The sequence below is a fragment of the Bradyrhizobium sp. 170 genome (genome assembly GCF_023101085.1).
GTDB lineage: Bacteria > Pseudomonadota > Alphaproteobacteria > Rhizobiales > Xanthobacteraceae > Bradyrhizobium.
Genome location: NZ_CP064703.1, coordinates 6404226 through 6428058, shown reverse-complemented (window position 1 = coordinate 6428058; position 23833 = coordinate 6404226). Strand labels below are relative to the sequence as shown.

Below are 23833 nucleotides of genomic sequence, written 5' to 3'. Positions count from 1 at the left end.
TATCCTTGCCCCGTGATGCGTAAGGGGCGAGAGCTATGTCTGACGTCTCAGACCGGGAGAGGTTCGAATTCGACCGCGAGAAGTGGCATGCCGACATCGCAATGCGCGGCCGCGAAGTTGCGGTGAAGGAGCGCGAACAGGCGAGCTCGAAATGGCGAAGCCCGCTGGTGGTCGCGATCTTGGCAGCGACGGCGGCGGCGGTTGGAAATGCCGTCGTTGCGGTGGTCAACGGCGGGCAGCAGGTCGCGCTGGAGGATAGCAAGGCCGAGTCTGCGCGCATTCTCGAAATGACGAAGACCGGCGATACCGAAGCTGCGGCACGAAACCTGGAATTTCTGCTGCGTTCGGGGCTGATCGCGAACCCGGACCGCGCCAAAAAAGTGACCGCATTTCTGGCCGCGCGTACGCCGGGCACTGGCCCCTCGCTTCCCGCGCCAAGCGGCAAGGTTGCGTTCGAACCTTCGGAAAACCTGACCGACAGCCTGAAGCAGAGCTTGGACAAGCTGATGCAGGATTATGTTTCCAGCCTCGACAAGATCGGGTTTGCCGTGGGCGAGCGCGTTCGCGTGAAGATCGAGCCGACGCAAGGCGGACCAAACGCGCATTATTCCGACAACGTGATCGTGATCGATCCGAAGCTTGCCGCGGATCCGTCGGTCCCGTTGCGGGAGTACAACCACCATGTGCTGGCGTCCACGCACAAGGAGCCGCAGCAAGGTTCCTACGCAGCGATCGAATCCGGCATCGCCGATTATTTGGGTTGCAGTTTCCTGAACAATCCCCGGCTCGGCGAAATAGCTGCGAAAGCCTTCGGCCAGAACCTGCCATTCATACGCAATATGGCCAATGACAAGAAGTACGATGATGTCAAAGGCAAATCCCCCGGCTTTGATTTCTACGCCGTAGGAGAAGCCTGGAGCGGAGCATTCTGGGCGATGCGAACGACGCTGGGCCGCGATGTCAGCGACCCGATCGTCGTGGCTGCTTGGCGTTCGATGAAATGGCCGAATGTAGACGCCGAAAAACCGCTGGCGTTCACCACCGCATTGCTCGCCGCGGCAGGTCAAAAGGGCCCCGAGCAGGCGAAGACGGTGAGGTCTATCCTGGCTGGCAGGCATTTTCCGCTGCCAAATTGACATGCATGGCAGGTCGGGGACCTGCCCCAGGGGCAGGCGTGGCGCATTTCCGATTTTGCTGCATTAACGTCGGATGCTGGCGCCACCGGAAAGCGTCGATGTCAGTCAAATCTGACGCAGACTTGGCTGCTACAGTGAGCAGGGAGAAGACGCGTGCGGCTGGCCATCTTTGCCGATATCCACGCCAACCGGCAGGCGTTCAGCGCGTGTCTCGATTTCGCGCGCGGGCGCGGTGCGGAGCGGATCGTCTGCCTCGGCGATGTCGTCGGCTACGGCGCCGATCCGGAATGGGCGGTCGATACGGTGATGAGCCTGGTCGATGACGGCGCCATCGCCGTCATCGGTAACCACGATCACGCGATCAGCACCCCGTCAGAAAGCATGAACGCCGCGGCGCAGGCCGCGATCGAGTGGACGCGCGGCAGGCTCAGCGCGCCGCAGCGGCGTTTTCTGGCGGAGTTGCCGCTGACCCGGCAAGAAGGCGATCGCCTCTACGTGCATTCGGAAGCCTCGCATCCGGCGCGATGGCACTATGTACGCGATACGCCGGACGCCGCGCGCAGCATCGCGGCCACCGATGCCCATGTCACCTTCTGCGGACACATTCATCGGCCGGCGCTCTATTCGATGTCTTCGGCGGCAAAGATGACGAGCTTCATCCCGACGTCAGACGTGCCGGTACAATTGCTCGGCGGCCGGCGCTGGCTCGCCGTGCTCGGCTCGGTCGGGCAGCCGCGGGACGGTGACCCGGCGGCTTCGTTCGCGATGCTCGATACGACGTCGCGCGAGATCACCTATTGCCGCGTGCCTTACGATGTCGAGGCGGCCGCGGACCGTATCCGCGCCAACGGCCTGCCGCACTGGCTGGCCGATCGCCTGCTCGTGGGGAAATGAGGGAATGGTGAAGCCTTTGATAGAGCAGGGCGCGGAACTCGACGGCTTCACCATCGGCGAGCGCATCCACCAGGGCGGCATGGCGACGCTGTGGACGGTGACGCATCCCGGCATCAGCGTGCCGCTGTTAATGAAGGTCCCGCGGGTTGCCGAGGGCGAGGATCCGGCAGCGATCGTCAGCTTCGAGATGGAGCAGATGATCGTGCCGCGGCTGGCGGGCCCGCACGTGCCGGGCTGTTTCGGCACCGGCGATTTCGACTGGCAGCCCTACGTCGTCATGGAGCGCATCCCCGGCAAGACGCTCTTTAGCCGGATCGACGAATTGCCGATCCCTTACGAAGAGGCGTGGGTGATCGTTGGAAAGATCGCGACCGCGCTGGCCGATCTTCACCGGCAGAACGTCATTCATCACGACATCAAGCCGTCCAGCATCATGTTCCGGCCATCAGGCGAATGCGTGCTGATCGATTTCGGCCTGTCGCATCACAACCAGTTGCCGGACCTGCTGCAGGAGGAATTCCGTCTGCCCTACGGCACCGCGCCGTACATGGCGCCGGAGCGTTTGCTCGGCGTTCGCGACGATCCGCGCAGCGATTTGTTTTCGCTGGGCGTGCTGTTGTATTTCTTCACCACCGGCGAGCGGCCGTTCGGCGAGAGCGAAACGCTGCGCGGCATGCGGCGAAGGCTTTGGCGCGATCCCTATCCGCCGCGCAGGCTTAAGCCCGATTATCCGCCATGGCTGCAGGAAATCGTGCTGCGGTGCCTCGAGATCGAGCCGGTGTGGCGTCATCCGACGGCTTCCCAACTGGCGTTCGAGCTGGCGCACCCTGAGCAGGTCAAGCTGACGGCGCGCTCGGAGCGGCTGCAGCGCGATCCGCTCTCCACGGTGTGGCGCCGCCGCTTCAATCGCGGCCTGACGCTGCCGCAGCCGAAATCCGATGTCGCGGCCCAACTGGCGTCGGGGCCGATCGTGGTCGTTGCGATCGATACCGAGGAGGCGTCGGGAACGCTCAACGAATGCCTGCGCCGGACCGCCGCGCAGCTCCTCGCGACGTTGCCGTCGGCGCGGCTCGCCTGCCTGAACGTGCTCAGGCTCGGCCGCGTCACCATCGACCGGACGCTCGACGAGCAGGGCAACAACAAGCATATCGACCGCATGGTCGCGCTGCGGCACTGGGCGCAGTCGCTGGAGTTGGATGAAAGCCGGCTCACGGTGCATGTGCTGGAGGCGATCGATCCCGCCGCCGCGATCCTGGAATTCACCAGGGTCAACCATGTCGATCACATCGTGATCGGCGCGCGGCAGAATTCGATGCTGCGTACGTTGCTCGGCAGCGTCTCGGCCAAGGTCGCGGCCGAAGCCGCCTGCACCGTGACGGTGGTGCGGCCGCCACGGTCGGCCGTGGCGTCGGGGCAGGGGGATAGCGCGTAGCAGGCGGCGCGTGTGTTCAGTCGAGGGGCTGGACAGGCGGTAGCTTGCTGGCGGAGCGCGGCGGGTTCGGCACGGGATAGCTGGTGACGCGGCCGGTCCGTTCGGCCTGACCGGCGGAACTGGGTGCGGCGCCTACGGCCTCCGCCCTGGCGCCGCGCACGCTGTCCCTTGAAGAGTGCCTCCGGTGCCGCGACGACCGTGAGCCTTCCAGTCCCCACGACCGCGATATCGAAGGCCCGGCCGTGTAGCCGACGAAGGCTCCGGCGACGGCCCCGACCGGGCCCAGCACGACGGCGCCGGCTACCGCGCCCAGTGCAGCATCGCCTGCGCGCTGCGCGAGCGCGGCGGAGGGAGCGAATACCAGGAGCATTGCGGCGGTGGTGAAGGCCTTGATCATATTCTCGTCCCATCCGTGAAAGGCGGGATGCTGGTCTGCCTTTATGGCGAGATGCGTGACGCTTTGTGGCCGGAGCATGGACTTTCGGGTTCCATGGCTCGCCGCGCGCCTGCTGTGGCTTTCCTGCCCGCTACGCGTTGCAACGACGCGCGCGCTCGAGGATGTCGCGAACCTCTGACGGGTTTTTGACGCAGCGGAACCCGTAGCGGCCGGTGTAATCCGTGTCGGGAGAGCGGGTCGAGCGCCCCGACGCAAAATTCAGGTGGCCGGCGCCGCGGCCGATGTCTGCTATCTCGAATGCCGCGTCCATGTCTTTAAAGCGCGTCGCCGTCACGGTCCGCTTGCCCCAGGCCGTTCGCACGATCAGCGCCCGCCGGTTGGTGATTGCGAAAAGCGTCTGCAGGTCATGCAGCAGCATCACGAACGGGGCAGCGACCATCGCGATGCCGACCATCAAGAGGGGCACGGTCGACTGAACGATCCAGCCTCTGGAGATCGCGACGGCGGTGACGAGTAGCCAGGAAAATCCGATCCACCAGAGAAACCGCCACATCATCATGCGGGCAATACCGTCAGGCTGGCTCTGCCACAGCACGCGCTCGCCGGGTTGAAGTGCTTCGGTCAATAGCCGGCGTAAGCCCAAGGAAAATATCGAGGAGAATATCGTGGATCGGAGTTCGTCCATGCCTTACTTGGTCGCGCGGTCACAAGGAATGGTTCGGCGCGCAGGGAGGCTTGTCCGCGTCACACCGCTTCGCCGCGCGCCAGCGCCGCTGCGTGACGGATCGCGGAAATATTGGTCTTGTAGGCTTCCATCGTGCCGCCCTTGAAGACCGCGGAGCCCGCGACCAGCGCGTTCGCGCCGGCGGCGGCCAACTGTCCGGCGACGTCAGGGGCCACCCCGCCGTCGACCTCGATGTCGATCGGACGTCCTGCCGTCATCGCCCTGATGTCGCTGACCTTGCCGAGCGCGGACTTGATGAAGGCCTGGCCGCCGAAGCCGGGATTGACCGACATGACCAGCACCAGATCGATCAGGTCGATGACATATTCGATCGCACTCGCCGGCGTGCCCGGGTTGAGCGAGACGCCGGCCTTCTTGCCAAGCGCGCGGATCGCCTGCAGCGAACGATGCAGATGCGGCCCGGCCTCGGCGTGAACGGTGATGTGATCGCAGCCGGCTTTTGCAAACGCCTCCAGATAGGGGTCGCAAGGCGAGATCATCAGATGCGCGTCAAAGATCTTCTTGGTGTGCGGGCGCATCGCCTTGATCACATCAGGCCCGTAGGAAATGTTGGGCACGAAATGCCCGTCCATCACGTCGAGATGGATCCAGTCGGCGCCCGCCGCGTCCACGGCGCGGACTTCTTCGCCGAGCTTGGCGAAATCCGCCGCCAGGATCGACGGTGCGATGACGAGGGGACGCGACGCAAATTGCGGAGACATGTGCGCTTTCCCAAAACTCTTCGAGGGGCGAAACGGCCCCGCGTAACATGCAGGAGCGCCCGGGGCAATGAGCCCGGGACGTCTCCTGTGGGCGGAAAAATCTGCCGCGACGGGCAGCTATTGCCGGGTTTGCGGGATCGGAACGGAAGCGGGAAAGCCCGGTTTTATTGGGTTTTTCTGCATGGCACGGCACTTGCTGAGGAACATGCACGAGCTATCGGCCGCGACCGGCGCGGCGTTGTTGGAGTTTTGCCATGTTCCTTGCTTTGGGCGCCGCGTCGTCGGCGATCGATGCCCTCAAGGCGCTGACGTCGTCAAAGTCGTCGTCCGCGCAATCCACCGGCCGCAGCCAGGACGCCAAGAGCCCGTTCGATCTAATGTCCTCGGGGTCGTCGGCTTCGGTCGGCTCGGGCTCGGGTTCCGGATCCGGCGGCGGCGGTTCGCAGATATCGCCGCAGACCATGAGCGCGCTGCTCGACGCACAAAGCCAGTCCTCGGCGGGATCGACCACGGCATCCAAGAGCCGCTCCGCCGCGCTGAAAGACCTGTTCGGCCAGATCGACGGCGATGGCGACGGCAAGATCAGCAAGTCGGAATTTGAAGAGGCGCTTGGCGCCGGCGGCACCAACATCGCGCAGGCCGACAGCGTGTTCGGCAAGCTCGACAAGGACGGCGACGGCTCGGTGAGCCTCAAGGAACTGGCATCGGCGCTGAAGGGCGGCAAAAAACCTCATCATGATGCCGCCAGCGAGTCCGGCGGATCGAATTCCGATCCGCTCTCGCAGGCCCTGCAGGGCGCTTCCAGCACATCCGTCACCAACAGCGACGGTTCAGTGACGACGTCGCTCACCTATGCGGACGGATCCAAGGTAACGATGACGTCGGCTGCGGGTAAAAGCTCATCCACATCAGCGGCATCGTCCTACAATTTCATCGAGCAGATGATCCAGCGGCAGGCCCAGCAGATTTCATCGGCCGCCACTTCATCGCTCTCGGTGAGCGTCTGAACACGAGACCCGGCGAGATCCCTTCGGACTGCGGTAGTTCTTAGCCTTGAGCATGGTCTCCCGGGCAAACGCTTCGCGTTTGTCCCGAGGGAAAACCGGTACCCACTTTTCCGGACCATGCTCTAACCGAAGCGATCGCCCCACGCCGGTAGCGCACCCAGAAAGGGTAGCGCGGTCGCACTATGGACGCCGCGTGCGATTGCGCGTGCAACGGTGTTGGCCGCCACCATGCCGAGTTCGGTGAGGCCGAACCGCGGATCGATCGGCTGCTTGCCGGTCGCGGCGGCATACACAACGTCGCCATCGGTCGTGGCATGGACGGGATAGATGGCGCGCGCCATGCCGGTGTGCGCGATCATCGCCAGCCGTTTGGCCTGCGCTTTTGTCAGTATGGCGTCCGTGACCACGACCACCAGCGTGGTGTTTTCCGAAGACGCCGCAGCCGGGCCGCCCTTGAGGCGTGCGCTCAGCATGTCCTGCGTGAACGCGGGCGGCAGTCCGCGTCCGCCAAATTCGTTGGCTGTTTCGAACGGCGCCGCCCAGAACCATGGTCCGTCGCCAACGGTCACGCTGCCGACGGCGTTGACGACGGCGAGCGCCCCGACCATGGCGCCGCCTTCGGTTTGCGCGGAAGCGGAGCCAAGGCCGCCCTTGAAATTGGCTGTCGTCGCGCCGAGGCCGGCGCCGACGCTGCCCAGCGCGAAATCGCTGCTCGCCGCGCGCGCGGCGGCGTAGGCGAGATCGCGATAAGGCGGGAAGCGTCCCCATGCCTTGTTGCCGCCGTTGAGCAGATCGAAACAGATCGCGCCCGGAACGATCGGAATAACCGCCTCGCGGATTCTCAAGCCGCGGCCCTGTTCGGCAAGCCATGCCTGTATGCCGCCCGCCGCATCCAGTCCGAGCGCTGAGCCGCCGGAAAGCGCGATGGCGTCGATCGCCTCGACCGTGCTCTCGGGTTTGAGCATCGCGTCATCACGGGTGCCGGGGCCGCCGCCGCGCACGTCGATCGAGGCGACCGCAGGGGAATCGAAAATGATCGCGGTGACGCCGGAGGCGATCGCTGCGTCATGGGCGTGGCCGACGTGAACGCCGGCAATATCGGTGAGCAGGTTTTTCAAAGCGCTGGTCCGTGGGGGCTGCGTCAGGTTGGCGGTCCATCCACGGATATATCAGCCGCCGGGAATGCTTCAACTGGCAAGCGCGAACCGGATCATTCTGGCGAGTTCGGACTTGCGGTAGGGTTTTGCCAGCAGCAGCACGCCGGAATCGAGGCGGCCATGATGGACGATGGCGTTCTCGGTATATCCTGATGTGAACAGGATCTTGAGGCCCGGCCGCCGCTTCAGCGCTTCGTCGACGAGCTGGCGCCCGTTCATGGTGCCGGGCATGATCACGTCGGTGAAAAGCAGGTCGATGCCGGGGACCTCGTCGATGAAGCGCAAGGCGTCGGAAGCATTGGCCGCCTCCAGCGTGGTGTAGCCCAGGCTCTCGATCTGGGTCATCACATAGCGGCGCACCAGCGCATCGTCCTCGACGACGAGGACGGTTTCGTTGCCGCCCTCGATGTCAGCCGAGACCAGCACTTCCGCCGTGGTCTGCTGCAATCCCGTCGCCCGCGGCAGGTAGATCTTGACGGAGGTGCCGTGGCCTTCCTCGCTGTAGATCTTGACGTGCCCGCCCGACTGCTTGACGAAACCGAACACCATGCTGAGGCCAAGGCCGGTGCCCCGGCCGACCTCCTTGGTCGTGAAAAACGGTTCGAATACCCGTTCGAGCAGCGCGGACGGGATTCCGGAGCCGGTGTCGCTGACCGCGATCATCACGTAATTGCCGGTCGTGACCTCGCTGTGCATGCCCGCGTAGTTTTCGTCGAGGAAGATGTTGCTGGTCTCGAGCGCGAGCTTGCCGCCGTTGGGCATGGCATCGCGCGCATTTATTGCCAGATTGAGAACGGCCGTCGTAAGCAGGTTTGGATCGGCCAGCGCGGTCCATGCATCTTCCGCCAATAGCGGCGTGATTTCGATGTTTTCGCCAAGCGTCGGGTGCAGCAGCTTCGCCGACTCCAGCACCAGCGCGTTGACGTCGACTTCAACCGGCTGCAGCGGCTGCTTGCGGGCAAAGGCCAGCAGATGCTTGGTCAGGTTGGCCCCGCGTTCGGCGGCTTCGTCGATCAGCTTGGCGACGGCGGCGAGCTGGGGCTGATCGGCGACGGCTTCCTCCAGAATGCCGATGGTGCCGGTGATCACGGTCAGGATGTTGTTGAAGTCGTGCGCGACGCCGCCCGTGAGCTGGCCGACCGCATCCATCTTCTGCGCATGGCGCAGTTGGGCTTCCGCGGCCTGCTTTTCGGTCAGGTCCCGGCCGATGAAGAAGTGGCGCCGGACCGGCTCCGACCAGTTCCCGGTCCAGTTCAGCGCGACCGCCTTGCCCTCCTTGTTGACATAGCGCGTCTCGAAATTGCGCTTGCTCTGTCCTTGTCGCCCCGCCCGCATCTCTCTGCGGGTGTGTTCGAGATCGTCGGGATGGATAAACTCGATCGCGCTGCGCCCGACCATGTCCGATGGCTGATAGCCGAGGATGGCGGTGACGCTCGGGCTGACCTGGATGAAATTCCCCGCGGAGTCGGTCACGAAGATCAGGTCGTTCGAGGAATCGAAGATGCGTCGCCGTTCCTCGATTTCCTGGCTGAGCGCCTGTTGCGTCCGCTTGCTTTCGGTGATGTCGCGCGCGGCTTTGGAGATGCCGACGATCTTGCCGGAGGCCAGGCGGATTGGAGAGATGCTCAGCGAAACGTCGACGGTGCTGCCATCCTTGCGCACGCGTGAAGTCTCGTAATGTTCAATCGGCTCGCCTCGGCCGATCCGTTCGACGATATTGCGTACCTCGTCGCGCCGCTCCGGCGGGACGATGATGTTGATGCTCTTGCCCAACGCTTCGGCCGCCGTGAAGCCGAACAGACGTTCGGCGGCTCCGTTCCAGCCGGTAATGGTGCCATCAAGCAATTTGGTGATGATGGCGTCGTTGGATGATTCCACGACCGCGCTGAATAGACTTTCGCGTTCGGTGCGGAGGTCCCTTTCCGAGGCAGCTTGCAGACGCAACGATCCGAGCAGGCGCGCCAGCTTCGCCTGCAGGCCGACGTTATCGACCAGGAGGATCCCCAGTACGAAACTGGCGGCGCACAGCCCGTATAGACGGCCGGCGTAAAAGCCGAGATCGAACCTTGCCGCGTTGACAACTCCCGACAACGCGATGTCGAACAGCCAGGCGCACATCACGACCATGAGCCAGATGTCGAGCACCGAGTGTGGCCGCCGGAACCACAGGATCAGCAGCGCCATGAAGCTGAGAAAGAGCTCGGTCGACAGGATTGCGATCAGGACGGAGGTGAAGTGCCCCTGCGCGCCGCTCAGAAGCGTGGGGAGGATGTCGTGCCCGGCGGTCACGATCCAGGTCGCGACCGACAGCGTAACACCGACGGCGATGACGCTGCCGAACAGTGCCCGGCCGACTGACCCGCTGATTTTGGGGCCGCCATCCCTGTCCTTCAGCAATGCGTAGCCAATCGCCAGAAGCGGAAATCCACTGTGCCAGATCTGGTAGAGCCAGGCTGTTGTTTGCGGGCCCGAATTGAGAAGTCCGGTCGGAGAGAACACGCCCGGGAAGGACAGGGCGTGGACGATGGCTGCGGCCGCGGTGAACAGGTAACCGCTCGCAAGCAACAACAGAGCCCGCGACCGGAGCAGGGCAAACTGCGAAAACAACAGAACGGCCGTGATCAGATCGTTGATGGCGAGCGCGGATTGATAACTCGCAATGAACGCCGGAACGGGAGTAAGCGGCACCGTGGCAAACGGCACGGCGATTGTAAACAGCACCGCCGAGACACCGACCACAACCAGCGCTGCGGCGCGATCGCGGCGGGTCGCCGGCCTGGTCGAAAGAAAGATGATGTTGCGCTCGTCACCCATTGTCGTCTCCGGCAAACTGGCAGCGAACGCGCCATGGCAAAAGCTTCAACGCGCGAAAACAATGCATCCGGCGCGGTCGGACATCCAGCCGATACTTGGCGCCGTTGGTATCGACGCCGCTGGTATCGACGCCGCTGGAATCGCAGCCCCGAGGCTACGCTAGCGTTGCCTCGGGGGGAATCAACTCAAGGCGACATATTACCGGACGATGCCGGAAGGAAAACTCGACAATAGGGTAACCGCCTCTTTACCGACCGGCTGAATAAACCCTGTGGAACCGCCGAAATCGACGAATTTCAACGTAAGCTGCTGCACGACCGATCCGGGAGGCTTCGATGCCCCGCGTGCTTGTTGTTGACGATCAGGCCGACGTTCGCACGATGATTTCCATCGTGCTGCGTATCAATCGGTTCGAAATCGTCGAGGCGGAAAGCGCCGCATCCGCATTGAAGCTGTTCGAGGAAGCAAGCTTCGATCTTGCGATCGTCGATATCTTTCTGCAGGGCACCAACGGCTCCGATCTGATTGCAGCGTTGCGCGGGCGCGTGCCCGGTTTGCCTGTCGTCGCGATTTCCGGAATGACCGCGCTGGACTTTCTGTCCGAAACGCCTGAGGTCTCCGATGTCGTCCGTCTGCAGAAGCCGTTTCGCCCGCCGGATTTGATGTGCGCGATCGAAGCGGCGCAGGGATCGCTCCGGCAATCGGCCGGTGCCGTCGCAGCGGCGGCGCGATAGCTCGTCCGGCTCTCATTGCCAACCAATCGTCAAGCGCCCGGTTACCGCTCGGCGCGCCGCAAGCCGTTGCCGTCGACGGCGATCTCGCGGAGCGGGACCGGATCAGCGCCAAACTGCCGTTGCGGCAAGGGAACTGACAGGCAGCAAACGAGGCCTTCCGGGCGCCAATCGAAATCCGCCTGGCCGCCGAGCTGCGACTCGATGCTGGCGATCACGCTGCGCGTTCCGAACCCCCGCGACACCGGCTTCTCGACCGGCGGCCCGCCGGTCTCCACCCATATGATCTTGAGAAGGCCCGCCTGGTCTTCCCAGTTCACCGACAGCCGGCCCGACAGCGTCGACAGGGCGCCGTACTTTGCCGAATTGGTGACGAGTTCGTGCAGCGCCAGCGCGACGGTCTGGGCCGTTGCCGGCTCGAGTTGAACCTCAGGACCGCGCAACGCGATCTGTTCGCCGGTGGAATAAGGCGCCAGCTCCTCCTCGATCAGCTTCCCTATTTCGGCGCCTTGCCAGCTCGACAGCGAAAGCACGGTGTGCACCCGCGCCAGCGCGTTGATCCGTCCTTCGACCGAACGGATGTAGGTCTTCACGTTCTCGCCACGCGTCAGCCGGACGATGGATTGCGCGAGCGCGAGCGCGTTCTTGGCGCGGTGATCGACTTCGCGCGCCAGCAGGGTCTGCCGCTCTTCGGCCTGCTTGCGTTCGGTGATATCGACGGTGACGCCGCTGACGCGGATGACGCGGCCGCCCTTGTCGGTGCTCGCCGCTGCCGTTCCCGCGCACCAGCGCACCTCGCCGTTCGGCCGGACAATGCGGAATTCCGCTTCGTATGATTTCGCCCCTCGGGCGAAGCTCGCCCACGCCTCGTGCAATCCCTGAACGTCGTCGGGGTGAAACAGCGCCTGGATGTTGGCCGGCGTCAGTTCGAAGCTGGCGGGTTCGATGCCGAGAATCTGATACTGGCCCTCGTCCCACATCCAGTCGCCGTTGACCCAGTCCCAGTCCCAGGACCCCATTTTGCCCGCTGCGATCGCCAGGCTGCGGCGCTGTTCGCTTTCCAGCAGTCTTGCGTGAGATTCCTCCAGTTCGGCGGTACGGGCGCGAACGCGGTCTTCGAGCTCGACGTTGAGGCGCTCGAGCTGGCGCGTCTTGCGATAGAGCTCCGCAAACACCTTGATCTTGGCGCGCAACACCTCCGGCACGACAGGCACCGGAACGTAATCGACCGCACCCATTTCGTAGCCGCGCAGCCGGTCGATGTCGCTGACTTGTATCGCCGAGATGAATATCATCGCGGTCTTCTGGAAGCGGGGATGTTCGCGGATCATCGCGGCGAGTTCGAACCCGTCCAGTTCCGGCATGCAGACGTCGACCAGGATGATGGCGACATCGTTCTTGAGCAGGAACTCAAGCGCTTCGCGCCCGGACGAGGCCTTGACCAGATTCTCGCCGAGTTCCTTCAGGATGACTTCGTAGGCGAGCAGCTTCGCCGGCTGATCGTCAACCAGAAGAATGTTTACCTTGTCTTGATCCATCATCTGCATGCGCCGGTCAGCGGTGTAACCACATTCGTATCGCGAGCAGCAACTGCTCGGTATTGACGGGCTTGGCGAGATAGTCCGAAGCGCCGGCTTCGAGACATTTCTCGCGGTCGCCCTTCATCGCCTTGGCGGTCAGCGCGATGATCGGCAGGCGTCCGAAGGACGGGTTTTGCCTGATAACGCCGATGGTCTGATAGCCGTCCATCTGCGGCATCATGATATCCATCAGCACGATTGCGATATTGGGGGTGGACTCGACCAGCGCAATGGCTTCGTGGCCCGTCGTCGCTGTCAGTACCTTCATCCCACGCCGTTCGAGCACGCTCGATAGTGCGAAGATGTTGCGTGCGTCGTCGTCCACCAGAAGTGCAGTTTTGCCAACGAGATCCTCATCGGAACTATTGAGCTTTTCGAGCATCCTCTGCTTTTCGACCGGCAATTCCGTGATCACACGGTGCAAAAACAGCGACGTTTCGTCGAGCAGGCGTTCCGGCGACTCGACGCCTTTCACCACGATGCTCCTCGCCATGGTGTGAAGTTCCGCATCTTCCTCGGCCGATAGTTCCCGCCCCGTGAACACCACGACGGGTATGTTCGATAGCGCTTCGTCGTCGCGAAGCCGGTCGAGCACCTCGAAACCGCTCATGTCAGGCAACCGCAGATCCAGCACGACGCAGTCGCACGGCTGGTTCCGCAGTGTCGACAACGCATCGGCGCCGGTGTCGGCGGTGAGGATCTCGATGTCGTCGTGGCCGAGCAATTCGGTGATGCTCATCTGCTCGGCGGCATTGTCTTCCACGATCAGCAGGCGCTTGCGTCGCGGTTTTGCATATTCCTTGATCTGCGACAGCGCCGCGCTGACGCCTTCGGTCGTCGTCGGCTTGTTGACGAAGGAAAACGCGCCGCGCGCCAGCGCATGCTGACGGTCTTCGTCGAGCGTGATGATCTGTACCGGAATGTGCCGCGTCAGCGGATTGTGCTTGAGCTGGCTCAGCACGGTCCAGCCCAGCATATCAGGCAGGAAGACGTCGAGCGAAACCGCCGCCGGCTGGAACTGCTTGGCGAGTTCAAGCGCCTCAGCGCCACGGCTGGCGACCAGCACCTTGAAGCTCTTGTCGCGCGCCAGGTCGATCAGTACCCGCGCATAATGCGGATCGTCCTCGACGATCAGGAGGATGGTGTCTCCCGGCTCGAGGTTGAGGCGGTCGTCCGGCAACTGCTCGATGACCCGCTCCTGCGTCGCAGCGACCTGCAGCGCCGGCGTTGACGCGAAGGGCGACGGGGCAGGGGCCCGTGGTGCAACCGTCGGACCGGAATATTTCAGCGGCAGATAGAGCACGAAGGTAGAGCCCTTGCCGGGCGCGCTGCGCAGGTGAATTTCGCCGCCCAGCAGGCCCGCGAGTTCGCGGCTGATGGCAAGGCCGAGGCCGGTGCCGCCGTATTTGCGGCTGGTGCCGGCGTCCGCCTGCTGGAACGCCTCGAAGATCAGCTTCTGCTTTTCCAGGGGAATGCCGATGCCGGTGTCAGTCACCTCGAAGGCGACGACGGCGGGCGCGTGGTTGAGGATCGGGTGTTCGGCGCTCCAGCCGCCGACGGCGGCCGATACGTTCAGCTCCACGCCGCCTTCGGCCGTGAACTTGAATGCGTTCGACAACAGATTCTTCAGGACCTGCTGCAGGCGCTTGGAGTCGGTCACCATGCTGCGGCTCAGATTCTCGTCGACCGAGATATTGAACGACAGACGGCGATTATCGGCCTCGTGCCTGAACGGCCGCCCGACGGTCTCCAGGAGGCTCGACGTCAGGATCTCCTCGGCATCGACCGTCACGGTGCCGGATTCGATCTTCGACAGGTCGAGAATGTCGCTGATCAGGTTGAGCAGGTCGGTGCCGGCGCCGTGGATGGTGCGGGCGAATTCGACCTGTTTTGCCGACAGATTGCCTTCCGGATTTTCGGTGAGCTGCTGGCCGAGGATCAGGATGCTGTTGAGCGGCGTGCGCAGCTCATGCGACATGTTGGCGAGGAATTCGGACTTGTACTTCGAGGTCAGCGAAAGCTCGGTCGCCTTTTCTTCGAGCGCGCGGCGGGCCTGTTCGATTTCCTGGTTCTTTCTTTCCACCTCGACGTTGCGCTCGGCAAGCTGCTGGGCCTTTTGTTCGAGCTGGTCGTTGGTCTGCTGCAATTCCTTTTGCTGCGTCTGCAGTTCGCCGGCGAGCTGCTGGGACTGCTTCAACAGTCCCTCGGTCTGCATCGTGGCCTCGATGGAGTTGAGCACGATGCCGATGCTGTCGGTCAGTTGTTCGAGGAAGGTCATCTGCGAGGTGGTGAAAGAGCTGATCGAGGAGAGCTCGATCACGGCCTTCACCTGGTTCTCGAACAGCACCGGAAGCACGACGATGTTCTTCGGGATCACGCGCAGCAGCCCCGAATTGATCGGCGCGGTATCGCTCGGGATATCCGCCACCAGCCGCTGACGCTTGTCCATCGCGCATTGGCCGATCAATCCTTCGCCGAACTGCACGACCTGCGGATTCGGATTGGCGCCGTCGCCGGCATAGGAAGAGAGCAGGCGCAACTGCGGGCTGTCGGCACTCTCGGTCTGATAGATCACGCCCATATGCGCGTTGATCAGCGGCGCCAGTTCGGTCAGCAGCAGCCGGCCGACGGTGGTGAGGTCGCGCTGGCCCTGCAGCATGTTGGTGAATTTGGCGAGGTTGGTCTTCAGCCAGTCCTGTTCGGTGTTCACCTGCGTCGTCAGGCGGAGGTTGCCGATCATCGTATTGATGTTGTCTTTGAGTTCGGCCACTTCGCCGCGGGCGTCGACCTGGATCGAGCGGGTCAGGTCGCCCTTGGTCACGGCGGTCGCCACCTCGGCGATCGAGCGCACCTGCGAGGTCAGGTTGGCGGCGAGCAGGTTGACGTTGCCGGTGAGGTCCTTCCAGGTGCCGGCGGCGCCGGGCACGTTGGCCTGACCGCCGAGCCGTCCCTCGACGCCGACTTCGCGCGCCACGCTGGTGACCTGGTCGGCGAAGGTCGCGAGCGTCTCCGTCATGTTGTTGATGGTGTCGGCAAGGGCCGCGACTTCGCCCTTCGATTTCACGGTCAGGTTCTGCTTCAGGTCGCCGTCGGCGACCGCCGTCACGACCTTGACGATGCCGCGCACCTGTTCGGTCAAATTGGCGGCCATGAAATTCACGGTGTCGGTGAGGTCCTTCCAGGTGCCGGCGACGCCGGGGACCTGCGCCTGACCGCCGAGCTTGCCCTCGGTGCCGACTTCGCGCGCGACGCGCGTCACTTCGCCGGCAAAAGCGTTGAGCTGATCGACCATCGTGTTGATGGTGTTTTTCAGCTCGAGGATTTCGCCCTTCACGTCGACCGTGATCTTGCGCGACAGGTCGCCGCGGGCCACCGCGGTCGTGACTTCGGCGATGTTGCGGACCTGCGTGGTGAGGTTGGCCGCCAAAAGGTTGACGTTGTCGGTCAGATCCTTCCAGGTGCCGCCGACGCCGGGCACCACGGCCTGGCCGCCCAATCGTCCTTCGGTGCCGACCTCGCGCGCCACGCGCGTCACTTCGGCGGCAAACGAACGTAGCTGCTCGACCATCGTATTGAGGGTGTCTTTCAGCAACAGGATTTCGCCGCGCACGTCGACCGTGATCTTCTTCGACAGGTCGCCGCCGGCGATTGCGGTGGCGACTTCGGCGATGTTGCGGACCTGCGCGGTGAGGTTCGAGGCCATGAAGTTGACGTTGTCGGTGAGATCCTTCCAGGTGCCGGCCACCTCAGGCACCTGCGCCTGGCCGCCGAGCTTGCCTTCGGTGCCGACTTCGCGCGCCACGCGGGTGACTTCGGAGGCGAAGGCGTTGAGCTGATCCACCATCGTGTTGACGGTGTTCTTCAACTCGAGAATCTCGCCCTTGACGTCGACGGTGATCTTCTTCGACAGGTCGCCCTTCGCCACCGCCGTCGTGACTTCGGCGATGTTGCGGACCTGGCCGGTCAAATTGCCGGCCATCGAGTTGACGTTGTCGGTGAGGTCCTTCCAGGTGCCGGCGACACCGGGCACGTTGGCCTGACCGCCCAATCGCCCCTCAGTGCCGACCTCGCGCGCCACGCGCGTCACTTCGCCGGCGAAGCGATTGAGCTGGTCGACCATCGTGTTGAGCGTTTCCTTGAGCTGCAGGATTTCGCCGCGCACGTCGACCGTGATTTTTCGCGAGAGGTCGCCGCCGGCGATCGCGGTCGCCACCTCGGCGATGTTGCGGACCTGCGCCGTCAAATTGCCGGCCATCGAGTTGACGCTGTCGGTGAGATCCTTCCAGGTGCCGGCGACGCCAGGCACTTCGGCCTGACCGCCGAGCTTGCCGTCGGTGCCGACCTCGCGCGCCACGCGGGTCACTTCGCCGGCGAACGCATTGAGCTGGTCGACCATCGTATTGAGCGTTTCCTTCAGCTGAAGGATTTCGCCCGACACGTTGACCGTGATCTTCTTCGACAGGTCGCCCTTCGCCACCGCGGTCGCGACTTCGGCGATGTTGCGGACCTGAGCGGTGAGGTTGCCGGCCATCGAATTGACGTTGTCGGTGAGGTCCTTCCAGGTACCGGCGACGCCGCGCACGTTGGCCTGGCCGCCGAGCTTGCCTTCGGTGCCGACTTCGCGCGCGACGCGGGTCACTTCGCCGGCGAACGCATTGAGCTGATCCACCATCGTATTGATGGTGTCCTTCAGCTCCAAAATTTCGCCGCGCACGTCGACCGTGATCTTCTTCGACAGGTCGCCATTGGCGACCGCGGTCGTCACCTCGGCGATGTTGCGGACCTGCGCCGTCAAATTGCTCGCCATCGAGTTGACGCTCTCGGTCAGATCCTTCCAGGTGCCGGCGACGCCGAGCACGTTGGCCTGGCCGCCGAGCCGTCCCTCGGTGCCGACTTCGCGCGCGACGCGGGTGACTTCGCCCGCGAAGGCGTTGAGCTGGTCGACCATCGTGTTGAGCGTTTCCTTCAATTGAAGGATTTCGCCCGAGACGTTCACGGTGATCTTCTTGGAGAGGTCGCCGCCCGCAATCGCGGTCGCGACGTCGGCGATGTTGCGGACCTGCGCCGTCAGGTTGGAAGCCATGAAGTTGACGTTGTCGGTGAGGTCTTTCCAGGTGCCGGCGACGCCGGGGACCTGGGCCTGACCGCCGAGCTTGCCTTCGGTGCCGACCTCGCGGGCGACGCGGGTCACTTCGGACGCGAACGAGTTGAGCTGGTCGACCATCGTGTTGATGGTGTCCTTCAGCTCCAGGATTTCGCCGCGGACGTCGACCGTGATCTTGCGCGAGAGATCGCCGCGGGCGACCGCCGTGGTGACGTTGGCGATGTTGCGGACCTGGGCGGTGAGGTTGCCGCACATCGCGTTGACGGAGTCGGTCAGATCCTTCCAGGTGCCGGCGACGCCGGGGACGATCGCCTGGCCGCCAAGCTTGCCGTCAGTGCCGACTTCGCGGGCGACGCGGGTCACTTCGGAGGCGAAGGAGCGGAGCTGATCGACCATCGTGTTGATGGCTTCCTTGAGCTGCAGGATCTCGCCGCGGACGTCCACCGTGATCTTCTTCGACAAGTCGCCGTTGGCCACCGCGATGGTGACCTCGGCGATGTTGCGGACCTGGCCGGTCAGGTTGTTGGCCATCGAGTTGACGCTCTCGGTCAGGTCCTTCCAGACGCCCGTCACTTCCGGCACCTGGGCCTGGCCGCCGAGCTTGCCTTCGGTGCCGACCTCGCGCGCCACGCGCGTCACTTCCGAGGTGAACACGCCGAGCTGCTTGATCATCGTGTTGACGATGTTGGCCGACTGCAAAAATTCGCCGCCCAGCGGGCGGCCGTCGACGTCGAGTTTCACGGTTTGCAGCAGGTCGCCTTGGGCCACGGCTGCGACCGCGCGCGTGACTTCGCGGGTCGGCCACAGCAGGTCGTCGATCAGCGTGTTGACGGAGCCTTCCATGTCCGCCCACGAGCCGCTCGAGAGGTCGAACTTGACGCGCTGCCTTGTCTTGCCTTCGCGGCCGACGACCTGGCCGACGTGCTCGAGTTGCTGCGCCATTCTCTGGTTGGCGGCGACGATTTCATTGAAGGTGTCGGCGATCTTGCCCTCGATACCGAGGTGATCGCCGGTCATCCGTACCGAGAAATCGCCCGACCGCATCGCCTGCAAGGCGTGCAGCAAGTCCTGCATCGGGTCGGGCGTGCCGTTGGCGGCGGGTGATTGCGGTTTGGTGACCCGGCGAACGGAGGGTGATGCTCCAGGGGAAAGGTCACTCATAGTGTTTCCTCGGCCAGTTCGCGCGCAAATCACTTGGGCTGAAATGCGATTTCACAGATAGAACCGCTGCCCCTCCGGCAGATCAAGTTGGAATAACGGTTAAGGTCGAGAAATCAATGACATGGAACTCAGCCCAGTTTGCACAATGCGGCGGGAACCCAATAGTTCCCGTGGCCCAAAAATTATCTGGAACCCAAAATGAACGCCCCGGCAAGCCGGGGCGTTTGACGTTCTGATCGATGAAAGGGTCAGGACCCCTTCGGATTGATCTCGGTGTAGTTACCCTTGGCGTCCACTTGTAGACGACATAGTCGATTACTGACGAGCACAGCATTCAATCGCCGGCCTTCATCCATCTCCTTTGGCCGGTCGGACACGCCGCGCGACAGACTCTCGGCCTCGACCCGGTTTCCCACTTGACGACGTTGCCAAGCTCTTCCACAATTCAAGGGTGTATTTTACCTATATTTTTTGACGGGTGTGGTTTGAAACGCATTATTTTGTTGCTGGATGGGACCTGGAATGACGCCGACATCGGTGTGAGCGATACCAACATTGTGCGGCTGCGGGAAAATATCGCAACCTGTCTCGACCCAATTCCTTCAAGGCCCGACGTCACGACTCCGGCCTCGGCGTCGAATCAAACTTCGATCAGCTACAGAGTTCATACTGCGGGAGGACGGACCACGCCGTACATCGTCTTCTACGAACGAGGCGTAGGTACTGGTGGCTTTCTTGACAATGTGAGAGGCGGTGCCTTTGGAGCTGGTCTGAGCCGTAATGTACGGCGCGCATACCTTTTTCTTTCAAGGCACTTTGAGCCTGAAGATGAAATTTTCATATTCGGCTTTTCGCGTGGTTCGTATACGGCGCGTTCACTCGTTGGATACATCAACGCAGTCGGGTTGTTGCGGGCGTCGAGTTGCACCGCGGCCAATGAATCTCGAGCGTGGTATCATTATAGGACCAGCCCGTTGGATCGCTTGCCGACGGAAGCGGCGGAAATACGGAAGAATTCCCACCCAACGCCGCTCGTGAAGATTAGGTTTCTAGGCGTTTTCGACACGGTGGGTGCTTTGGGAATTCCGATCGCCTGGTTCAGACGAGAGAACAGGGATCTATTCGAGTTTCATGATGTCGGACTGTCCCCCAAATGTGATGTTAGCGTTCAAGCACTCGCCATAGATGAGCATCGAGAGGCTTTTGAAGCCACTCTCTGGCGGCAACCGAAGTTTGAGCATGTTTCATCCCAGGCAGAGCAAGTTTGGTTTCCCGGTGCCCATTCGGATATTGGTGGAGGCTACATCGAAGAACGTACGCGAGATTCGTTACCACAGCGTGCGCTCGACGATCTAACGCTCGACTGGATGATAAGGCGACTGCGGTATCATTGCGATGACTTTCCAATAGCGAGCAAGAACCCCGACTCTTTGGCGTTTGGAGCTGCCTATCTGTCGCCTCATCACGAAGCCAGACGAAGCATCTTTTCCGCTCGCCCCTTCGCCTATCGTTCGATAGGAAACTGTTTCGGGAATGCCCGCCGCGCGCGATGGGAAGTCGACGTTTGCTATGATCGACACAATGTTCCGATCGGAGAAATGGTTCACATTAGTGCGCTGCTCCGTTTGGGAAAAAGACTGGTTACGCAGCGCTCATACCGGAATTACCTGCCGCGAAATCTGATCTCCGCACTTTCGCAAATCGAGGCCGGCATAGCATCTTCCGACGAATCCGGTTTGGGAGTTGTCGGATGGGATGGATTTCGACTCGATGGCGCTCGAGCAAACGCAATAGTCGAAGCTGCAAGAAGTCGACTTGAAGCACTAAACTATAGATTTACGTAATTGTAGTTGGGGATTCAGAATGGCTGTACTGTTCGGCTTGGCCGGGTTCGTCATATTCGTGGGACTGGCAACGTTCTTGTGGTTCTGGTGGGCCGCGCCGCGCGATCAAGTGCCACCGCATTTTACTGAAACCGATCTGAGGCGGCTAGAGGTTCAGGACCGGTTGCGTCAGACAAATTATCAGGTTCTTACGGCGATTGCCTTGGGTGCTACATTTTTGGCCACCATGATCCAATTCGGTACCACGACTCAGCAATGGACTGCAGACTTCGAATTGAGATCAGCGCAGGAGCGACTGACACAGTATACAGAAGCAATAAAGACCGTCAGCAAGGATTCCTCCCTTACAACGAAAATTGCGGGCGTAACGACGCTACAGCTTCTTGGAGTCCAAGATCCGAAAAGGTTCCACCGGCAGGCTAGTGAGGTTTTGACCCAATTCATCGCCGACCATCAGGCGGAAAATATGATGACGCGGTCCCTCCAGTGTGAGGATCGTCTGATTTCGACTGAAGGGCTACGTGACGATCGCGATGAAGCTCCCACAGTGCTAAAGGTCGCGATGAAGGCGGTGGGCCATCCGCAGTTTGCTGCAAGCCGCCTCAATTTCACGACTGACAAATGCGCCCCTGAAAAACAGTCCGTCGATCGTGGTCCGCTTTGGCTAGAGCATATGAAGCTCGACAACCTGGACCTCTCCGGGCGCGATTTCTCGTGTGCGAAGATGTCGCAATCACACTTCCACCGCTCTTCCTTTTATGGCGCGAGCTTGAGTGGAGCTGATCTTCGGGGAGTTCAGCTTGGAGATTTTTCCACGCCGGGGTTTCCTGCGAATACCATCAAGAATAAGCTCTACAAGGCAGAAAGGGACGGAGGGCCATTGGAGTGGCAGCGCTATCGTTGCTGGGTGACCGACTTTCGGTACGCTAAGCTGCGAGACGCAAATTTCGAAGGGGCGGTGCTGTCAGGTGCAGATTTTCGCGATGCCGATTTGAGCGGAGTGAATTTTTGTCGAGCAGACATTAGCCGTGCCAATTTTTCTAATGCCAAAGGTTTAACGTCGAAAATGCTTGCGGATGCCTGTGTGGGAAAAGCTATCGATCCATCCAACCCAGCAACCAATCCCGAGCTCGCCGTGATTGAGGATGCTCAGCCATTTGGGATCGATGTTTTTGGGAAAGATTTTCGAGTGAAACGTTGTCTTTCAACTAAATCTTGCGACCGTTGATGGTTCGAAAATCATCTGAGGGTGGAGAAGGCTGTTGTGTCGTACCATTTGTTGCTTGCGATTAGCGCTATAGGCTTGGCTGTAGCTGTCGGCGCGTTCGTCAAGAACGTGGCGCCTCGAGACAAAATTGACAAATGTCTTGGCGAGAGCCTGCCTGTCCCCGAACGAAGAGTGCTTGAAGGCTACGATTGCAGCTATCTCAAGCGGGTGGCTAGCCACCTCGAATCACATCGGTTAGATGAGCAGCAAACGTTGCTTGACATGTATATTCGCCCGGTCCTGCTCTGGAACGATATTGTATTTGCCATAGCGCTCTCGATCTCTTCAGCGAGTTTTTGGGTATGGATCATAATTCATTTCGGGTTATCGGGTTTGCCACGGGATCTGCTGCTGCTGCTGTTTACTGCATGCGCAGTGTTGTACGGCATATTAGACGTTGCTGAAGATCTTACATTGGTTTCGCTTCTCAGAGCGCCGGGTACGATTTCGAAGCGTGACGGTCAGGTTTCGTCCTTACTGACACGGCTGAAGTTTTACACAATAATCATCTCGATAACGGGCGCGATTGTATTCCAGGCCTTGTCGTCGGCCACACATCGAAGGCCGGCGCACGGTTAGTTCAATCGCGCTTCCGACGGGCTGTCGTTCCAAAAAAAACGCCCCGGCAAGCCGGGGCGTATGATCGCGCGAAGCTGGCAAGAGGGGAATCAGGACCCCTTCGGATTGATCTCGGTGTAGTTGCCCTTGGCGTCCCACTTGTAGACGACGTAGTCGATCACCTTGATGTCGCCCTTGGCATCGAAGGAAAGCTTGCCGAGCACGGTGTCCCATTCGCCGGCCTTGATGGTCTCCATGACCTTCTTCGGATCGGTGGTCTTCGCCTTCGCCACCGCCTGCGTCCAGACCTGCATCGCGGCATAGGTGTAGAGGGTGTAGCCCTCGGGATCGATGTTCTTGGCCTTGAACTTCTCGACGATCGCCTTGGCGGTCGCCTTGTTGCGCGGGTCGGGACCGAAGGTGAACAGCGTGCCTTCGCCAGCCGGACCGGTGATCGAGGCGAATTCCTTGTCGTTCAGGGCGTCGCCCGCCATCAACACCGTCTTGAGGCCCTGGTCGCGCATCTGGCGCAGGATCAGGCCGGCTTCCTGATGGTAGCCGCCGACAAAGACCAGATCGATATTGTCGCGCTTCAGCCGCGACACGATCGCGTTAAAGTCCTTGTCGCCCTTGTTGTAGGATTCGAACATCTTCTCGGTGTAGCCGGCCTTGTTGAGCGCCTTCTTGGTTTCCTCCGCGAGGCCCTTGCCGTAGGTGGACTTGTCGTTGAGGATGGCGACGTTCTTGCCCTTGTAGTTCTTGACGATGTAGTCGGCGGCAACCAGGCCCTGCTGATCGTCGCGGCCGCAGACGCGCGCCACGTTCCACAGCTTGCGCTCGGTGAACAGCGGGTTGGTCGAGGCCGGCGTAATCTGCAGCACGTTGCCGTCGGCGTAGGCTTCCGACGCCGGGATCGACGACGACGAGCAGAAGTGACCGGCCACGAACGGGATCTTGGCGCTGGCGAACTTTTCCGCCACCGAGCGCGCCTGCTTGGGATCGCAGGCATCGTCGCCGACCTGCAGCGCCAGCTTCTTGCCGAGCACGCCGCCGGCGGCGTTGATGTCGGCCACCGCCTGTTCGGCGCCGTTCTTCATCTGTCGGCCGAACGCGGATTCGCCGCCCGTCATCGGGCCCGCCACGGCGATGGAGATGTCCTGCGCCAGCGCGGTTGTCGACAGCGCCAACGATGCGCCCAAAGCCAGGCCGATGAGTTTCAGTGATTTCATGAGATATCCTCGCAGGTCAGTCGATTTCAGGAAGCGCCCGGCAGGCCGGGTACGAAAATCACGCCCATTGTCGGCT

The 23833-nt window shown here is 62.0% G+C and carries 16 protein-coding genes; 8 read left to right on the top strand and 8 right to left on the bottom strand.

From position 1 onward, the window contains the following. Positions 1-35 precede the first annotated feature (35 nt). The 3 genes from IVB05_RS30020 to IVB05_RS30010 all read left to right on the top strand — a co-directional run bounded on the left by IVB05_RS30020 (position 36) and on the right by IVB05_RS30010 (position 3462). Complete coding sequence (locus IVB05_RS30020) at positions 36-1136, top strand: hypothetical protein (RefSeq protein ID WP_247779602.1); 1101 nt, start codon at positions 36-38, stop codon at positions 1134-1136. A 153-nt stretch (positions 1137-1289) separates the two neighbouring features. Next, complete coding sequence (locus IVB05_RS30015) at positions 1290-2030, top strand: metallophosphoesterase family protein (RefSeq protein ID WP_247779601.1); 741 nt, start codon at positions 1290-1292, stop codon at positions 2028-2030. A gap of 4 nt (positions 2031-2034) precedes the next feature. Then, positions 2035-3462, top strand: a complete 1428-nt coding sequence (locus tag IVB05_RS30010; RefSeq protein WP_247779599.1) for a bifunctional serine/threonine-protein kinase/universal stress protein — start codon at positions 2035-2037, stop codon at positions 3460-3462. 16 nt (positions 3463-3478) lie between these two features. Here IVB05_RS30010 and IVB05_RS30005 read toward each other — a convergent pair whose 3' ends face one another. The 3 genes from IVB05_RS30005 to rpe form a co-directional block, all read right to left on the bottom strand. Further along, entirely contained in the window at positions 3479-3859 is a 381-nt protein-coding gene (locus IVB05_RS30005; protein WP_247787118.1) for a hypothetical protein, read from the bottom strand. Between the two features lie 130 nt (positions 3860-3989). After that, entirely contained in the window at positions 3990-4544 is a 555-nt protein-coding gene (locus tag IVB05_RS30000; protein ID WP_247779598.1) for a hypothetical protein, read from the bottom strand. Positions 4545-4603: 59 nt separating this feature from the next. Continuing rightward, a complete protein-coding gene (gene rpe / locus IVB05_RS29995; RefSeq protein ID WP_247779597.1) occupies positions 4604-5305 on the bottom strand; it encodes a ribulose-phosphate 3-epimerase in 702 nt (233 codons plus the stop codon). A gap of 254 nt (positions 5306-5559) precedes the next feature. Here rpe and IVB05_RS29990 point away from each other — a divergent pair, with 254 nt between their 5' ends. Further along, entirely contained in the window at positions 5560-6312 is a 753-nt protein-coding gene (locus tag IVB05_RS29990; RefSeq protein WP_247779595.1) for an EF-hand domain-containing protein, read from the top strand. A 122-nt stretch (positions 6313-6434) separates the two neighbouring features. On the opposite strand, the gene IVB05_RS29985 is transcribed toward IVB05_RS29990, so the two are convergent. Both IVB05_RS29985 and IVB05_RS29980 read right to left on the bottom strand, forming a co-directional pair. Beyond that, complete coding sequence (locus tag IVB05_RS29985; RefSeq protein WP_247779594.1) at positions 6435-7430, bottom strand: P1 family peptidase; 996 nt, start codon at positions 7428-7430, stop codon at positions 6435-6437. Between the two features lie 69 nt (positions 7431-7499). Continuing rightward, complete coding sequence (locus IVB05_RS29980; RefSeq protein ID WP_247779592.1) at positions 7500-10283, bottom strand: PAS domain S-box protein; 2784 nt, start codon at positions 10281-10283, stop codon at positions 7500-7502. A gap of 335 nt (positions 10284-10618) precedes the next feature. Here IVB05_RS29980 and IVB05_RS29975 point away from each other — a divergent pair, with 335 nt between their 5' ends. Next, on the top strand, positions 10619-11017 hold the full coding sequence (locus IVB05_RS29975) for a response regulator (protein WP_247779590.1): 399 nt from the start codon (positions 10619-10621) through the stop codon (positions 11015-11017). Between the two features lie 41 nt (positions 11018-11058). Here the strand turns inward: IVB05_RS29975 and IVB05_RS29970 are convergent, their stop codons facing one another. After that, on the bottom strand, positions 11059-12552 hold the full coding sequence (locus tag IVB05_RS29970; RefSeq protein ID WP_247787116.1) for an HWE histidine kinase domain-containing protein: 1494 nt from the start codon (positions 12550-12552) through the stop codon (positions 11059-11061). A gap of 16 nt (positions 12553-12568) precedes the next feature. Then, positions 12569-18859 (bottom strand): HAMP domain-containing protein, encoded by a 6291-nt coding sequence (locus tag IVB05_RS29965; protein ID WP_247779588.1) that lies wholly within the window; start codon positions 18857-18859, stop codon positions 12569-12571. A 485-nt stretch (positions 18860-19344) separates the two neighbouring features. On the opposite strand from IVB05_RS29965, the gene IVB05_RS29960 reads away from it, so the two are divergent. The 3 genes from IVB05_RS29960 to IVB05_RS29950 are packed head-to-tail and all read left to right on the top strand — an operon-like array spanning position 19345 to position 22549. Next, positions 19345-20703 (top strand): DUF2235 domain-containing protein, encoded by a 1359-nt coding sequence (locus tag IVB05_RS29960; RefSeq protein ID WP_247779587.1) that lies wholly within the window; start codon positions 19345-19347, stop codon positions 20701-20703. A gap of 19 nt (positions 20704-20722) precedes the next feature. Beyond that, the gene (locus IVB05_RS29955; RefSeq protein WP_247779585.1) at positions 20723-21931 is read left to right on the top strand and encodes a pentapeptide repeat-containing protein; all 1209 of its coding nucleotides are present in this window, start codon (positions 20723-20725) and stop codon (positions 21929-21931) included. 36 nt (positions 21932-21967) lie between these two features. Then, entirely contained in the window at positions 21968-22549 is a 582-nt protein-coding gene (locus IVB05_RS29950) for a hypothetical protein (protein ID WP_247779584.1), read from the top strand. 89 nt (positions 22550-22638) lie between these two features. Here IVB05_RS29950 and IVB05_RS29945 read toward each other — a convergent pair whose 3' ends face one another. Beyond that, positions 22639-23757, bottom strand: a complete 1119-nt coding sequence (locus tag IVB05_RS29945) for a branched-chain amino acid ABC transporter substrate-binding protein (RefSeq protein WP_247779583.1) — start codon at positions 23755-23757, stop codon at positions 22639-22641. Between the last annotated feature and the right edge of the window lie 76 nt (positions 23758-23833).